Source organism: Mesorhizobium sp. M0340, assembly GCF_040321535.1.
In the GTDB taxonomy this organism is placed as follows: domain Bacteria; phylum Pseudomonadota; class Alphaproteobacteria; order Rhizobiales; family Rhizobiaceae; genus Mesorhizobium.
This window is the reverse complement of the sequence record NZ_JAMYRR010000003.1, coordinates 262,139-276,283: the sequence shown is the minus strand read 5'-3', so window position 1 is coordinate 276,283 and position 14,145 is coordinate 262,139. Positions and strand designations below refer to the sequence as shown.

The following is a 14,145-nucleotide window of genomic DNA, read 5'->3' as shown; positions in this document are numbered from 1 at the left end:
AAGTTTTTTCCTCCGTTATATGGTCCCGGGGATGATCACAGCCGCCCTTACCGACGAAGAGCTCGAACGCTACGCCCGCCACATAGTGCTGCCCGAAATCGGCGGCGCCGGCCAGCAGCGGCTAAAGCGGGCGCGGGTGCTGGTCATCGGCGCCGGCGGATTGGGTGCGCCGGTGCTCGAATATCTCGCCGCTGCGGGCGTTGGCGCGCTCGGTATCGTCGATGACGACAGCGTCTCCCTTTCCAACCTGCAACGACAAGTGATTCACGGCACGGACATGGTCGGCATGGCAAAAACCGACAGTGCCAAGGCTGCGATCATCCGCATCAATCCAAACGTCGTCGTGGAAGCGCACAATTTCAGGCTGACCGCAGACACCGCCCCTGCTCTCATCGCCCATTATGACATCGTCGTTGACGGCTCCGACAATTTCGAAACACGCTACGCAGTGGCCGACGCCTGCGCCGCCGAAAGCCGGCCGCTCGTGCATGCCGCCGTTGGCCGCTTCGACGGCTCGGTCACCGTATTGAAGCCTTTCGAGACCGGCCCGGACGGCAAGTTGAACCCAAGCTACCGCGATCTTTTTCCCGAAGCACCGCCGCCGGGACTGGTGCCGTCCTGCGCGGTGGCCGGCATTGTCGGCGCGCTCACGGGGGTCATCGGCACGCTGCAAGCAATGGAAGCGATCAAGCTGATCACCGGGATTGGGGAGCCGCTGGTCGGGCGACTGCTGCTCTACGATGCGCTGGCCGCACGCTTCGACACGATCCGCTACAAGCGAACCAGCCCGTGAGCCAGCCTGCCGAGGTCTTCATTGTGCAGCTTGCGGCCGATTTTAACCGTTGGGACGAGGTCCTGGCTCTGATCATGCGCGCCTTCGCCTTCATGGACGGGGTTATTGACCCGCCGTCCTCGGCGCATCAGGTCACCGTCGAAAATCTCAGGGCTAGAGCGCAGGAGGAGACAGCATTCCTGGCGCTGAAGGAAAACGAGATCGTCGGTTGCGTCTTCGTCCTGAAGCGCGCACACGACTTCTATATTGGAAAGCTCGCGGTCGAGCCGGTTCTTCAGGGACAAGGCATTGGAAAACAGCTGCTGCAGGCCGTCGAAGATCTTGCCCGCAGCCACAACAGGACCGCCATAGAGCTCCAGACCCGGATCGAGCTGACCGGAAATCACGCAGCCTTTGCCCGCCTCGGTTTTCGTGAAACCGAACGGACGGCGCACAAGGGCTACGACCGGCCGACCTCAATCACCATGCGCAAGATGCTTCCCGTAGGCAAACGCTATCCAAAGACGAACGCGCGGTTGCTGCGGCAAGACCATGCCGGTCACGCCCTCAGCGGCAGCACGCGGTCGGGCGGGCGATGACCGTCGAAGAAGGCGCGGATGTTGATGATTACCTTCTCGCCCATGTCGATACGGCCTTCGAGGGTCGCCGAGCCCATATGCGGCAACAGCACGACCTTGCCTTTGTGGGCAAGCTTCAGCAACTTGCTGTTCAGCGCCGGCTCGTGCTCGTAGACGTCGAGACCGGCGCCGGCGATCTTGCCGTCATGGATGAGCTTGACCAGCGATTCCTCATCGATGATATCGCCGCGCGCGGTGTTGACTATGTAAGCTGACGGTTGCAGAAGCGCCAGCCGCCGCGCCGAAAGCAGGTGGAAGGTTGCCGGTGTCGATGGGCAATTGACCGAGATAATGTCCATGCGGGCGAGCATCTGGTCGAGGCTTTCCCAATATGTCGCTTCCAACTCGTCCTCGATTGCCGGAAGCACGCGGTGGCGGTTGTGGTAGTGGATCGAGAGGCCAAAGGCCTTGGCGCGCCTGGCGACGGCGGTGCCGATGCGACCCATGCCGACAATGCCGAGCCGTTTGCCCCAGATGCGCCGGCCGAGCATCCAAGTCGGCGACCAGCCCGCCCATTTCTTGTCGCCGGTCAGCACGTTGGCGCCTTCGGCCAGCCGCCGCGGCACGGCCAGCATTAGCGCCATGGTCATGTCGGCCGTATCTTCGGTCAACACGTTCGGCGTGTTGGTGACGGTGATGCCTTTCTTGGCCGCTGCCGCAACATCGATCTTGTCAACGCCATTGCCAAAATTGGCGATCAGCTTGAGGTTGTCGCCAGCCTGGGCAATCAGCGCCGCATCGATATTGTCGGTCACGGTCGGCACCAGCACGTCGGCCTCCTTGACCGCCGCCACCAATTCCGGCTGCGTCATCGGCCTGTCCTCGACATTCAAGCGGGCGTCGAACAACTCGCGCATGCGGGTCTCGACCGGGTCGGGCAATTTGCGCGTGATGATGACGAGGGGCTTCTTTTTGCCTGCCATTGTTTCCTCGAACCCGATCTCGTTGAGACCTCTTTAACCAAGAACGGCGAAACTGAGAGCCGATCGCGGTACCGGTCATTCATGTAACAAGCGGTTCCGCCGAAGACAAAGAAAAAGGGGCGAAGGCCGATGGGCCGGCGCCGAAAGGAACGAAAGTGTCTGGTTTCGCGTCGCTCCGCCTGACCCTCAGTGCAGCATTCCTCGGAGCCCTCATCCATAGCCCACTGGTGATGGCGCAAAGTGCCGCGGCACCCGCCCAGAGCGTCACGCTCGGACCAAGCGGCTTGCCGCTGCCGCGCTTCGTCAGCCTGAAATCCGGCCGCGTCAACTCGCGTGTTGGGCCGGGCGTCAATTATTCCGTCGACTGGATGTATATGAAGCCAGGCCTGCCGATGGAGATCATCCAGGAGTTCGATACGTGGCGCCGTGTGCGCGATGCCGACGGCTCGGAAGGCTGGATCAATCAGTCGCTGCTTTCGGGCCGCCGCACGGCGATCGTCGCCCCCTGGCAGCGTGGCAAGGACGCTCGCGTCAACCTCCTAGACGACCCGGCAAAAGATGCTGGCGTCATCGCGATCCTCGAACCGGGTGTGATGGGCACGATCAAGTCCTGCGATGGCCAGTGGTGCGAAATGACCTTCGACGGTCATACCGGCTGGCTCGCGCAGTCGCTCGTCTGGGGTGCCTATCCCGGCGAAAAGGTCAAGAACTGACGTTCTGGACCGCAGGTCGGGCCAGCACGGCAAGCACCGGATCCGGCACTTGTTTCGCTGATCTTCGGTTCGGCGATAGTTTAGCGGCCGATGCGGCCGAGATGGGTATCCTGGAAGCTGCTCGACAGCTTCAGCCATATCCCAGAGCGCGATCAACGGCGATGTGGGCGATCCAGATCAGCGCAACAGCCATCGCCATTGCATTGTCAAAGACGTTTCCGACAAGCGCCAGCAGAACGGGCAAGATCATTATGTGCAAGGCGTTGTAGGCGACGGCCCCGACGCGCGGCCCGGCCATGTAGCCCAGCATCGACAGGTCGGGCGCCAGAATGAGCACGGCAAATAACCACCAGGAAACACCAGCGATCGCATAGAAAACAAGAGCCGCCACCGCGACGGCGACCCATTCAAAGCCGGAGCGTCAAATCCAGGAATTTCATAAGGCGCCGGTCAGTCGCAGCGTTTCGGACGCAGTCTCACCACGATATCGACATTGGCGATCTCCATGCCTTCCGGCGGTTCCGGCAGGTTGGAAACCGTCACCGGGCCGCTGTCTATATCGAAGATCCTGTTTTCGCCCTCGATATAGAAATGATGGTGATCGGAGGTGTTGGTGTCGAAATAAGTCTTCGATCCCTCGACGGCAAGGATGCGCAGAAGACCGGCCTGGGTAAACTGGTGCAGAGCATTGTAGACGGTGGCCAGAGACACCGGCACGCCGGCGGCAAGCGCCTCCTCGTGCAGTTCCTCGGCCGAAAGATGGCGGTCGCCCTTGGCGAAAAGCAGATCGGCCAGCGCGATGCGCTGGCGTGTCGGCCTCAGACCGGCCTCGCGAACCCGCTTGTCCACAGCGACATTATCCTTCCGGCAACCCAGATCCATCTATCCGTCGCGCTCACAGTTGCGCCTCAGACACGTCCAAAATGGCAGAAATTGAGCATCTGCCGAAACTGGACGTGTCCTGACATATATTCTGTCGACCGAATGCGATCAATAGCGCGCATTGACCCGGGCAGACGGGCAGGTTAAGCGCAAACGCCGGTTTCCGGCCTGAAACAGATTGTGTTAGGAAACCACCGACAAGGGCGCCTTTCGCCCGGGACGATCACGGGGACGAGATTGATGGCGGGTTCGAAATCCAGCTACGGTTACGAGGAATTGCTTGCCTGCGCCCGCGGCGAGCTGTTCGGACCGGGAAATGCGCAGCTGCCCTATCCGCCGATGCTGATGTTCGACCGCATCACCGAGATCAGCGAAACTGGCGGTGCGTTCGACAAGGGTTTCATCCGCGCGGAGTTCGATATCAAGCCGGATTTGTGGTTTTTCGCCTGCCATTTCATTGGCAATCCGATCATGCCGGGATGCCTGGGCCTGGACGCCATGTGGCAGTTGACGGGGTTCTATCTCGGATGGCTCGGTGAACCCGGCAAGGGAATGGCGCTGTCGACCGGGGAGGTGAGGTTCAAAGGCATGGTCACGCCAACGGTCAAGAAGGTGGAGTATGGCGTCGACTTCAAGCGGGTGATGCGCGGTCGGCTTGTGCTTGGTATCGCCGATGGCTGGCTGAAGGCAGATGGCGAGCCCATATATGCGGCAACGGATCTGAAGGTCGGTCTTTCCAAGCAATCGGCCGCCGTCTGAACGAAGACCCTACAGTGCCACGTCTTGGACGTCCAAAGGACGCTGTAGCACTTTAATTTTGCGCATAGTTCCGTTCCGCAAATCGATTTCAGGTTTCGGAGGTCCGCGCTGGAAGGAGTTGCGAATGAGACGGGTCGTAGTCACAGGTCTCGGCATCGTGTCGTCGATAGGCAATAATGCCAACGAGGTGCAGACCTCGCTGCACGATGCCAGATCCGGCATCAGCTTCTCCGACTCTTTCGCCGAGCATGGCTTCCGTTGCCGGGTGTGGGGTGCGCCGACACTGGATCCGTCGGGCATGATCGACCGTCGCGCCATGCGCTTCCTGTCGCAGGGTGCTGCCTGGAACCACGTCGCAATGGACCAGGCGATCGCAGATGCCGGCCTCGACGAGACCGACATCACCAACGAGCGCACCGGCATCGTGATGGGCTCCGGCGGACCGTCGACCCGTGCAATCGTCGAGGCGGCCGAGACCACGATCAAAAACGGCAGCCCCAAGCGGATCGGCCCGTTCGCGGTGCCAAAAGCGATGTCGTCGACCGCATCCGCGACGCTTGCCACCTGGTTCAAGATCCACGGCGTCAACTATTCCATCTCATCGGCCTGCTCGACGTCAGCGCATTGCATCGGCAATGGCTACGAGCTGATCCAGTGGGGCAAGCAGGACATCGTGTTCGCCGGCGGCCATGAGGATCTCGACTGGACGATGTCGGATCTCTTCGATGCCATGGGCGCCATGTCGTCCAAGTTCAACGACAGGGCATCGGTCGCCTCCCGCGCCTACGACGTCGATCGCGACGGATTCGTCATTGCCGGCGGCGCCGGCGTGCTGATTCTTGAAGAGCTCGAGCACGCAAAAGCGCGCGGCGCCAAGATCTATGCCGAGATCGTCGGCTATGGCGCCACATCGGACGGCTACGACATGGTGGCGCCATCGGGCGAAGGCGCGGCACGCTGCATGCGACAGGCAATGGCGACCGTCACTTCACCAGTCGACTACATCAATACGCACGGCACCTCGACGCCGGTCGGCGACGCCAAGGAAATGGGCGCCATCCGCGAGGTGTTCGGCGACAACATGCCTTTCATCACATCGACGAAATCGCTGACCGGCCATTCGCTAGGTGCGGCCGGCGTGCAGGAATCGATCTACTCGATCCTGATGATGCAAGGCGGCTTCATCGGCGAGAGCGCCCACATCGAGAACCTCGATCCGGAATTCGAAGGCATGCCGATCGTGCGCAAGCGCATCGACGGCGCAAGGATCGACACTGTTTTGTCCAATTCGTTCGGTTTCGGTGGCACCAACGCTACGCTGATTTTCCAGCGCTATTCCGCATAAGGATTTGCCGACCATGGACGGATTGATGAACGGCAAGCGCGGGCTTGTCATGGGTGTCGCCAACGATCATTCCATTGCCTGGGGTATCGCCCGCAAACTCTCCGAACATGGCGCGGAACTCGCCTTCACCTATCAGGGCGACGCCTTCGGACGCCGGGTCAAGCCGCTCGCCGAGAAGCTGGGCGCATCGCTGGTGGTGCCTTGCGACGTCGAGGACAGCGCATCGGTCGCCGCAACTTTCGAGACGTTGGGCAAGGCATGGGGTGGGCTGGACTTCATCGTCCACGCCATCGGTTTTTCCGACAAGAACGAGCTGAAAGGCCTCTACGCCGACACCAGCCGCGACAATTTCATCCGCACCATGGTGATCTCCTGCTATTCCTTCACCGAGGTTGCCCGCCACGCCGCCACGTTGATGAAGGACGGCGGCTCGATGATCACGCTGACTTATGCGGGTTCGGTTCGCGTCATGCCGAACTACAACGTCATGGGTGTTGCCAAGGCCGGGCTGGAGGCCAGCGTCCGTTATCTAGCCAACGACTACGGGCCGCGCGGCATCAGGGTGAACGGCATATCGGCGGGACCGGTACGGACGCTTGCGGGCGCCGGGATTTCCGACGCACGCCACATGTTCTCCTACCAGCAGCGCAACTCACCGCTACGCCGTACGGTGACGATCGACGAAGTCGGCGGCTCCGCGCTCTATTTGCTGTCCGACCTGTCCTCCGGCGTCACCGGCGAAATCCATTATGTCGATTCCGGCTATCACATCGTGTCCATGCCGACGCTTGACGAGTTGAAGCAGACTGACGCCGGACGGGAATAGCGCGAGCGACGCGTCGCCGGCTTGCCCGCAGCGTGTCAGCGTCGCGCCGAGAAGACCGTGAACATGCCGTCGCGGGCGAGCTCCGCATGGCTGGAGAAGGCGGCCGCCAGCACCGGTTCGTAGGGAAGCTGACGGTTTGCCACCATGAACAACCGGCCGCCCGGCTTCAGCGCTTTGCCTGCCGCGCGGATCATACCGGCACCGATTTCCGGCTCAGTCGCCCGGCTGCGGTGAAAGGGCGGGTTCATGACGACCACATTGTAGCGGCGCTCGACCGGTTCGCTCAAAAGATCTGTCCAGAAGAAACGTGGCTCCACGCCTGTGTTGCCGACATTGGTTTTGGCCGCCTCCAGCGCCTCGAAATCCGCTTCGTAAAGCTCAAGCGCCGATATGCCGGGTGAGCGGGCGGCGACCTCGGCAGCGACATAGCCCCAACCGGCACAGAAATCCGCAACACTGCCACGCAGATCGTTGGGCAGATTTTCGACCAGCAGCTTCGATCCCGCATCGATCTTGTCGAAGGAAAACATGCCTGGGGCCGTGCGGAAGCGGTCCTCGACCACCAAATCCGGATTGGCGGCTCGAAGCGTTGCCGCGGCAACGGTATCGGCCGGCCGGCGAAACCAGAAGGCAATGCCGTGATGCTTCGGCAGGTGGCCTTCGAGCGGCACAAGGGCGCCGACATGCTTGCGCAGGCTGGCGACGCCATCGTCCTTGCCGCCGGCGACGACGATCAACCCCCCTGGTGCCACGCGTTCGACCGCTTCGGCGACGCGCAACTCGTTTTGGCCGCGATGGCGGCCGGCGAGCACAAATGCCGCGTCGAAAGCCTCGCCTTCGACCTGCGGCGTGACAGTGAAGCCGGATGCCTGCAAGGCACGAAAATGCGGCCTGAAGCCTTGGACGAGATGAAGCTTGGCATCAAAGCCTTCGGGTAAGCGAAAGCCGGGCTCGGCACCGAGAAAGAGAATGCATTCATCCTTTCGTGGCAGGGACACAGCCCCCGCCTCGAATGGATGGAAAAGCGTCTTCAGCGGCTCGGCGGACATTCACCACTCTTGAACTGCAAGGCTGTTGTTGAATGCAAACGGGCGCGACCTTCCGGCGCGCCCGCTTCGATTGCATAGTTAGATCAGCTTAGGCGGCGTTTTCTTCGCCTTCGCTCTTTTTGTCGCGAGCGATTTCCTTGCCGGTGGCCTGGTCGACGACCTTCATCGACAGGCGGACCTTGCCGCGCTCGTCGAAGCCCATCAGCTTGACCCAGACCTTGTCGCCTTCCTTGACGACATCGGAGGTCTTGGCGACACGATCATTGGCGAGCTGCGAGATGTGGACGAGACCGTCCCGCGGGCCGAAGAAGTTGACGAAAGCGCCGAAGTCGGCGGTCTTGACGACCGTGCCTTCGTAGATCTCACCGACTTCCGGCTCAGCGACGATGGTGTGGATCCACTTCTTCGCTGCCTCGATCTCCTTGGCGTTGGCCGAAGCGATCTTGACCGTGCCGTCATCCTCAATGTTGATCTTGGCACCGGTCTTTTCGACGATTTCGCGAATGACCTTGCCGCCCGAGCCTATCACATCGCGGATCTTGTCGGTCGGAATGTGCATGACCTCGATGCGCGGTGCGAACTCGCCGAGCTCGGCACGCGCGCCGGACAGGGCATGGGCCATTTCGCCAAGAATGTGCTGACGGCCTTCCTTGGCCTGGTCGAGGGCGATCTTCATGATCTCCTCGGTGATGCCCTCGATCTTGATGTCCATTTGCAGCGAGGTGATGCCGTAGGCGGTGCCGGCAACCTTGAAGTCCATGTCGCCGAGGTGGTCCTCGTCGCCAAGAATGTCGGAGAGCACGGCGAAGCGCTCGCCTTCCTTGATCAGGCCCATTGCAATACCGGCGACCGGCTTGGCCAGCGGCACGCCGGCATCCATCAGCGCCAGCGAGGTGCCGCAGACGGTAGCCATCGATGACGAACCGTTGGACTCGGTGATCTCCGAAACGACGCGCAACGTATAGGGGAACTGGTCGGCGGTCGGCAGCATCGGCCGGATGGCGCGCCAGGCGAGCTTGCCATGACCGATTTCGCGGCGGCCTGGCGAACCCATGCGGCCGGTTTCACCGACCGAATAGGGAGGGAAGTTGTAGTGCAGGAGGAACTTCTCCTTGTACATGCCGGTCAGCGAATCGACATACTGTTCGTCCTCGCCGGTGCCGAGCGTGGCGACGACCAGTGCCTGGGTCTCGCCGCGAGTGAACAGCGCCGAGCCGTGCGTGCGCGGCAGGACGCCGACTTCCGAGACGATCTTGCGGACCGTCTTCAGGTCGCGGCCGTCGATGCGCGAGCCGGTGTCGAGGATGTTCCAGCGCACGACCTTGGCCTGGAGCTCCTTGAACACGGTGCCGATCTGTTCGGACGTGTATTTGGCCTCTTCGCCTTCTGCCGGCGCGAACGCTGCCTTGACCTTCGCCTTGACGGCGTCGACGGCGGCATAGCGCTTCTGCTTGTCGGTGATCTTGTAGGCGTCGCGAAGCTCGCCTTCGACGATCTTGAGCATCTCGGCTTCAAGTGCGGAATAGTCCGGGGCGGTGAAGTCGCGCGGGTCCTTGGCCGCGACTTCAGCCAGCTTGATGATCGCGTCGATCACCGGCTGGAAGCCCCTGTGGCCGAACATGACGGCGCCCAGCATAAGGTCCTCGCCGAGTTCCTTGGCTTCGGACTCGACCATCAGCACGGCGTCGGCGGTGCCGGCGACGACCAGGTCGAGCTTCGATTCTTGCATCTCGTCGACGTGCGGGTTGAGCACATATTCGCCGTTGATGTACCCGACGCGGGCGGCGCCGACCGGACCCATGAACGGCACGCCGGACAAGGTCAGGGCGGCGGAGGTGGCGACGATCGACAGGATGTCCGGATCATTTTCGAGATCGTGCTGGACGACAGTGACGACGATCTGGGTGTCGTTCTTGTAGCCTTCGGCGAAGAGCGGGCGGATCGGGCGGTCGATCAGGCGGGAAACCAGCGTTTCCTTCTCGCTCGGACGGCCTTCCCGCTTGAAATAGCCACCCGGGATCTTGCCGGCGGCGTAAGTCTTTTCCTGGTAGTTGACCGTCAGCGGGAAGAAATCGAGGCCGGGTTTCGGCTCCTTCATCGAGACGACGGTGGCGAGAACCTTGGTTTCGCCGTAGGTAGCCAGCACCGCGCCATCAGCCTGACGCGCGATCTTGCCGGTTTCGAGAATGAGCGGGCGGCCGCCCCATTCGATTTCCACTTTGTGGTAATTGAACATGTCTTGTCCTTCGTATGCGGAAAGGGCCGCGCCGTTTCAGCGTGCGCGGATGCCCTTTCCCTTGGCTTCCTTTCTCGGGCAGCCACGGGCAAGACAACGGGAAGCTCGGCTATTCGGCGCGGTGCCGCACGAGCGTCCTGCAATCCTGCCCCATGACCGTCCATGGGCGGTTTCGAATGGCCCTCTGCTGTTTCGAAACCGGGTTGGCCAATCGATCCGACTGGCCTTGCGCGTGAACCCGAAAACCAGGTTTTCGGAAAGTATCCTGCGCAAATCTAAAACTTCAGAGCGTCCTTTGCGCAGCCAAACCGGTGCGCGGCGCTCTGCTTTCTTCATTGGAGCCTTGGATGATCCGATGCTCCAATGCGCGACCGGCGGGCTCTCGAAAGAACCCGCCGGTCAATTCGTCAACGGCGCAGACCGAGCTTCTCGATCAGCGTCTGATAGCGCGCGTCGTCCTTGCGCTTGAGATAATCAAGCAGGCTGCGGCGCTGGGAAACGAGAGCGAGCAGACCACGGCGGGAATGGTTATCCTTCTTGTGGTCCTTGAAATGATCGGTCAGGTTCTTGATGCGCTCGGAAAGGATGGCCACCTGAACTTCCGGAGACCCGGTATCGCCCTTGGCGGTTGCGAATTCGCCCATCAATTCCTTCTTGCGTTCGGCAGTAATCGACATCGTGTTTTTCCTTGTCTGTTTGAGGAAACGGGACGCCCTCAGCCGGGATGTCGTCCAGCAGGGGCCGGTGCAAGCAACGCGTCAAAGCGCGAAGCTGCGGCGCATATAGTGCAATTCCGACAAAAAGGCCAGCCTAATTCACAAGCCGGCTTTTCGCTGCATAAACGGGCACTTCCGCCTAGTCAGAGCCATTTCTTCCATTTGAAGTACGCAAAGAGCCCGACCGCAACAAGCGCCATGAAGGCGAGCGACAGGGGATAGCCGTAATAGGCCTTCAGCTCCGGCATATTCCAGGGCGAGGTGTCGGGGTCGAAATTCATGCCCCATACGCCGACGAGAAAGGTAAGCGGCATGAAGATCACCGAGACGATCGTCAGATAGCTGATGACGTCGTTGGTGCGCGCCTGGCTGAGCGACAAGTGCATCTCGATCAGGCCGGTCAGCATGTCGCGCTGGGTTTCGACCAGTTCGATCAATCGCAGCGAATGATCGAGCGTGTCGTTCAGGAATATCTTGGTTTCGGCCTTCACATAGGGCACGTCGTTGCGGATCATGGTCGCCAGCGCATCGCGCATCGGCCAAAGCACGCCCTTCAGCACATTGGCATCGCGCCGCAATTCGTGAAGCTGCCGCATCTGGTGCTTGTGCGCCTGGTGCAGCATCTGGTCCTCGATGCTATCGACCAATTCGCCAGCAGCCTCGATCGGCGGGAAATAGCTGTCGACGATGGCGTCGATCAAAGCATAGGCGAGATAGTCGGCGCCGCGCGAGCGCAAGCGGTTGGGCACCGAGCTTGCGATCCGCTTGCGCACGGGGTCGAATGGGTCGCCTTCGCGCTCCTGGAAGGTGACGACGAAATTCTTGCCGAAGAAGACGGCGATCTGTTCGTAACGGTGCGCGGTGACGTCGTCGATCATCCTGACGACGACAAAGGCGTGGTCCTCGAAGAAATCCACCTTCGGCCGCTGACCGGTGTTGACGACGTCTTCCAGCGCCAGCGGATGCAGGTTGAAAATCCGGCCGATCTCCTCGATCAGCTGGATATTGGCGAGGCCTGTGCAGTCGAGCCAGATGACCGGCCAATTGTGGCAATGGGTGTTGACGTCGTCGATGCTGGCATTCTCGATCGTCTTGAACTTTTCAGGCGAGATCAACGTCAGCCTGAGCTCGGAGCGGCGCGCCGCCGGGTCGGCGATCAGCGTGCCCGGCGAAGCCCCGACCGGCGGCCTCCGTGTTTTGAGCGCCGCTCGTTTGTTGACCGTGTCAGCCTTTGCCATGTGCCCCCTCGAGTGCAGCGTCGAACGGCACTACGCGCAGCGCATCCTTTCGGACGGCAAACGGCACCGTAGCCCCGTTGATTTAACGCATGATCGTTTCCCAAAATAGAATCCGGTTTGGAGATCATGCGCCGGGCCACAGCTGTTACCCGATAAAGACCCGCTTTGGCTTGAACATGCCTTGCTCAATGGCGCCGATGGCGACCAACTTGCCGCGCGCGGTGGCGCAGGCCTCCTCCGCTTCCACCGGCGCGTCACGGCCGCGAATGATGACCGGATTGCCGAGGCGGATTTTGGTTGCCGCATCATCGCTGATCGCGACCTGCGGCAGGCATTCGAGCGCCGCGGCGGTGTCGACCAGGAGTGCATCGATGGCACCGAAGTCGATCGGGGCGTCCGCTGCTTGCGGCTCGCCCTGCTCGCCGAAGCGGGCGACTTCCAGCTCGGCCAGGGTGACGAAATCTTCCTGCGTGAACGGCTCGACCTCGACCCGCCGCAGCTCGGCAATGTGGCCGAAGCAGCCGAGGTCGCGGCCCATGTCGCGCGCCAGCGAGCGGACATAGGTGCCCTTGCCGCATTCGACCTCGAAGACGGTGCGATCGACCATATGCTCGACCAGGTCGAGCCGGCCGATCTCGACCTCGCGTGCCGGAATGTCGACCGTTTCGCCATCGCGGGCAAGGTCATAAGCGCGCTCGCCGGCGATCTTGATCGCCGAAAATTGCGGCGGCGTCTGCATGATGACGCCGGTATATTTCGAAAGCAGCGCCAGCACGTCGGCTTCCGCCGGACGGCGGCCCGAGCTTTTGGTCGCCGGGCCTTCGAGGTCGTCGGTCGAACGCTCCTCGCCCCAGGCAACCGTGAAGCGGTAGACCTTGGCGCCGTCCTGGACGTAAGGCACGGTCTTGGTCGCTTCGCCGAGCGCGATCGGCAGCATGCCGGACGCGAGCGGGTCGAGCGTGCCGGCGTGGCCGGCCTTTTCCGCCTGGAACAGCCATTTGATCTTGGACACGGCTTCGGTCGAGCCCATGCCGACCGGCTTGTCCAGTACCAGCCAGCCCGAGATCGGCCGGCCCTTCTTCTTGCCGCGACGCGCCACTATTCGCTATCCTTCCGGTCGTCTTTGTCTTTGTCGTCGGCGCTGAGATCGCGCGCCACTTCGGGCGAGTGCAGCAATTCGTTGATCTTCTGGAAATTGTCGTAGCTGGTGTCGAGCCGGAAGCGGAATTCCGGCATGTACTTCATCTGCCGCAGCGCGCCGGAGACACGGCCGCGGACGAACTTCGCATGCTTGTTGAGCGCTTCGACCACCACGCCGGCATCCTTGGCGCCAAGCGGTGAGACGAAGGCGGTGGCGATCTTCAGATCGGGCGACATACGCACTTCGGAAACCGAGACCACGGCATTCTCGATCAGCGGATCGAGAATTTCGCCGCGCTGCAAAGTCTCGGAGAGCGCATGGCGCACCTGCTCGCCGACGCGCAGCATGCGCTGGGATGGGCCAGCTGTTGATGGTCTTGGCATGAAAATCTCTTCTCTCAGTGCGGGTTCGAACCGCCTCAAACGGTTGACTTAGCGCCGTTGATCCGGCTTGGCTACCCCAAGGAACCTGCACCTCAGCTAATGTAAGGTGCGCGGCACTGAATGCTCTGTCTCCGGGCCGGCCTGTAATGAGACCATGAACGAAACGATCCTGTCGTATTCGGCTTTCAAATCGCTCTCGGACCCAAATGCACTCATCGGAATAAACCAGCCACCCTCTTGCGTCACAAAACCGATGCCGAATTCGGTCAGAGTAACTCGGCTTACGGATTTCCATCCGATGTGGATCTCTGTATCTGCGGCACGCTTTGAGATGCCGGCGACATCCACTCGGATCATGGTGGGTTCAGGCTCGAAATGAGCAACCTCGACTCGCCTCGCCAGAATGGGGCCGAGATTGATCATGATACCCGTGACAATGGTCATCATGCCCACAACTCCCGCACTCCGGCCAAAGCACCGGAGCCGTCGAGATAGTTTGTGGCAAGCACAAGCGGAATGCCAAC

At 61.4% G+C, this 14,145-nt stretch carries 14 protein-coding genes and 2 pseudogenes; 6 read left to right on the top strand and 10 right to left on the bottom strand.

Annotated elements, in window-relative coordinates:
- The first annotated feature begins 31 nt into the window (after positions 1–31).
- Positions 32–793 (top strand): molybdopterin-synthase adenylyltransferase MoeB, encoded by a 762-nt coding sequence (locus tag NKI79_RS06085; protein ID WP_352800458.1) that lies wholly within the window; start codon positions 32–34, stop codon positions 791–793.
- A pseudogene (locus NKI79_RS06080) lies at positions 790–1,272 on the top strand (GNAT family N-acetyltransferase); the annotation flags it as partial. The gene NKI79_RS06085 and the pseudogene NKI79_RS06080, both read left to right, overlap by 4 nt.
- A 59-nt stretch (positions 1,273–1,331) precedes the next feature.
- On the opposite strand, the gene NKI79_RS06075 reads toward NKI79_RS06080, so the two are convergent.
- The gene (locus NKI79_RS06075; RefSeq protein WP_254816279.1) at positions 1,332–2,333 is read right to left on the bottom strand and encodes a 2-hydroxyacid dehydrogenase; all 1,002 of its coding nucleotides are present in this window, start codon (positions 2,331–2,333) and stop codon (positions 1,332–1,334) included.
- A gap of 155 nt (positions 2,334–2,488) precedes the next feature.
- Here NKI79_RS06075 and NKI79_RS06070 point away from each other — a divergent pair, with 155 nt between their 5' ends.
- Positions 2,489–3,046: an SH3 domain-containing protein gene (locus NKI79_RS06070; protein WP_023676915.1), complete on the top strand. Its 558-nt coding sequence runs from the start codon at positions 2,489–2,491 to the stop codon at positions 3,044–3,046.
- An 80-nt stretch (positions 3,047–3,126) separates the two neighbouring features.
- Here NKI79_RS06070 and NKI79_RS06065 read toward each other — a convergent pair.
- A pseudogene (locus NKI79_RS06065) lies at positions 3,127–3,486 on the bottom strand (DUF4260 domain-containing protein).
- Positions 3,487–3,496: 10 nt separating this feature from the next.
- Complete coding sequence (gene irrA / locus NKI79_RS06060; protein WP_023676913.1) at positions 3,497–3,928, bottom strand: iron response transcriptional regulator IrrA; 432 nt, start codon at positions 3,926–3,928, stop codon at positions 3,497–3,499.
- A 240-nt stretch (positions 3,929–4,168) separates the two neighbouring features.
- On the opposite strand from irrA, the gene fabA reads away from it, so the two are divergent.
- From fabA to fabI, 3 genes are all read left to right on the top strand, one after another.
- Entirely contained in the window at positions 4,169–4,687 is a 519-nt protein-coding gene (gene fabA / locus NKI79_RS06055) for a 3-hydroxyacyl-[acyl-carrier-protein] dehydratase FabA (RefSeq protein ID WP_352506149.1), read from the top strand.
- 124 nt (positions 4,688–4,811) lie between these two features.
- Positions 4,812–6,032, top strand: coding sequence for a beta-ketoacyl-ACP synthase I (gene fabB / locus NKI79_RS06050; protein ID WP_352800455.1), 1,221 nt, complete (start codon positions 4,812–4,814; stop codon positions 6,030–6,032).
- A 13-nt stretch (positions 6,033–6,045) separates the two neighbouring features.
- The gene (gene fabI / locus NKI79_RS06045) at positions 6,046–6,858 is read left to right on the top strand and encodes an enoyl-ACP reductase FabI (RefSeq protein WP_352475969.1); all 813 of its coding nucleotides are present in this window, start codon (positions 6,046–6,048) and stop codon (positions 6,856–6,858) included.
- A gap of 35 nt (positions 6,859–6,893) precedes the next feature.
- On the opposite strand, the gene NKI79_RS06040 is transcribed toward fabI, so the two are convergent.
- The 7 genes from NKI79_RS06040 to NKI79_RS06010 all read right to left on the bottom strand — a co-directional run bounded on the left by NKI79_RS06040 (position 6,894) and on the right by NKI79_RS06010 (position 14,068).
- On the bottom strand, positions 6,894–7,907 hold the full coding sequence (locus NKI79_RS06040) for a class I SAM-dependent methyltransferase (RefSeq protein WP_352800453.1): 1,014 nt from the start codon (positions 7,905–7,907) through the stop codon (positions 6,894–6,896).
- 88 nt (positions 7,908–7,995) lie between these two features.
- On the bottom strand, positions 7,996–10,143 hold the full coding sequence (gene pnp / locus NKI79_RS06035; protein WP_352702325.1) for a polyribonucleotide nucleotidyltransferase: 2,148 nt from the start codon (positions 10,141–10,143) through the stop codon (positions 7,996–7,998).
- A 407-nt stretch (positions 10,144–10,550) separates the two neighbouring features.
- Positions 10,551–10,862, bottom strand: coding sequence for a 30S ribosomal protein S15 (rpsO, locus tag NKI79_RS06030; protein WP_280940423.1), 312 nt, complete (start codon positions 10,860–10,862; stop codon positions 10,551–10,553).
- Between the two features lie 140 nt (positions 10,863–11,002).
- The gene (gene corA, locus NKI79_RS06025; protein WP_352800451.1) at positions 11,003–12,097 is read right to left on the bottom strand and encodes a magnesium/cobalt transporter CorA; all 1,095 of its coding nucleotides are present in this window, start codon (positions 12,095–12,097) and stop codon (positions 11,003–11,005) included.
- Positions 12,098–12,242: 145 nt separating this feature from the next.
- Positions 12,243–13,196 carry a tRNA pseudouridine(55) synthase TruB gene (gene truB / locus NKI79_RS06020; RefSeq protein ID WP_352800449.1) on the bottom strand — a complete coding sequence of 318 codons (954 nt, stop codon included), beginning with the start codon at positions 13,194–13,196 and terminating at the stop codon, positions 12,243–12,245.
- Entirely contained in the window at positions 13,196–13,621 is a 426-nt protein-coding gene (rbfA, locus tag NKI79_RS06015) for a 30S ribosome-binding factor RbfA (protein ID WP_352475973.1), read from the bottom strand. Before rbfA ends, truB begins: the two co-directional genes overlap by 1 nt.
- 96 nt (positions 13,622–13,717) lie before the next feature.
- A complete protein-coding gene (locus NKI79_RS06010; RefSeq protein ID WP_352506142.1) occupies positions 13,718–14,068 on the bottom strand; it encodes a hypothetical protein in 351 nt (116 codons plus the stop codon).
- Positions 14,069–14,145 lie beyond the last annotated feature (77 nt).

Excerpts from the sequence above, each read along its gene's own strand:
- NKI79_RS06085 (WP_352800458.1), top strand. The coding sequence starts at position 32 with ATGATCACAGCCGCCCTTACCGACGAAGAGCTCGAACGCTACGCCCGC.
- NKI79_RS06075 (WP_254816279.1), bottom strand. The coding sequence starts at position 2,333 with ATGGCAGGCAAAAAGAAGCCCCTCGTCATCATCACGCGCAAATTGCCC.
- irrA (WP_023676913.1), bottom strand. The coding sequence starts at position 3,928 with ATGGATCTGGGTTGCCGGAAGGATAATGTCGCTGTGGACAAGCGGGTT.
- fabA (WP_352506149.1), top strand. The coding sequence starts at position 4,169 with ATGGCGGGTTCGAAATCCAGCTACGGTTACGAGGAATTGCTTGCCTGC.
- fabB (WP_352800455.1), top strand. The coding sequence starts at position 4,812 with ATGAGACGGGTCGTAGTCACAGGTCTCGGCATCGTGTCGTCGATAGGC.
- fabI (WP_352475969.1), top strand. The coding sequence starts at position 6,046 with ATGGACGGATTGATGAACGGCAAGCGCGGGCTTGTCATGGGTGTCGCC.
- NKI79_RS06040 (WP_352800453.1), bottom strand. The coding sequence starts at position 7,907 with ATGTCCGCCGAGCCGCTGAAGACGCTTTTCCATCCATTCGAGGCGGGG.
- pnp (WP_352702325.1), bottom strand. The coding sequence starts at position 10,143 with ATGTTCAATTACCACAAAGTGGAAATCGAATGGGGCGGCCGCCCGCTC.
- corA (WP_352800451.1), bottom strand. The coding sequence starts at position 12,097 with ATGGCAAAGGCTGACACGGTCAACAAACGAGCGGCGCTCAAAACACGG.
- rbfA (WP_352475973.1), bottom strand. The coding sequence starts at position 13,621 with ATGCCAAGACCATCAACAGCTGGCCCATCCCAGCGCATGCTGCGCGTC.
- NKI79_RS06010 (WP_352506142.1), bottom strand. The coding sequence starts at position 14,068 with ATGATGACCATTGTCACGGGTATCATGATCAATCTCGGCCCCATTCTG.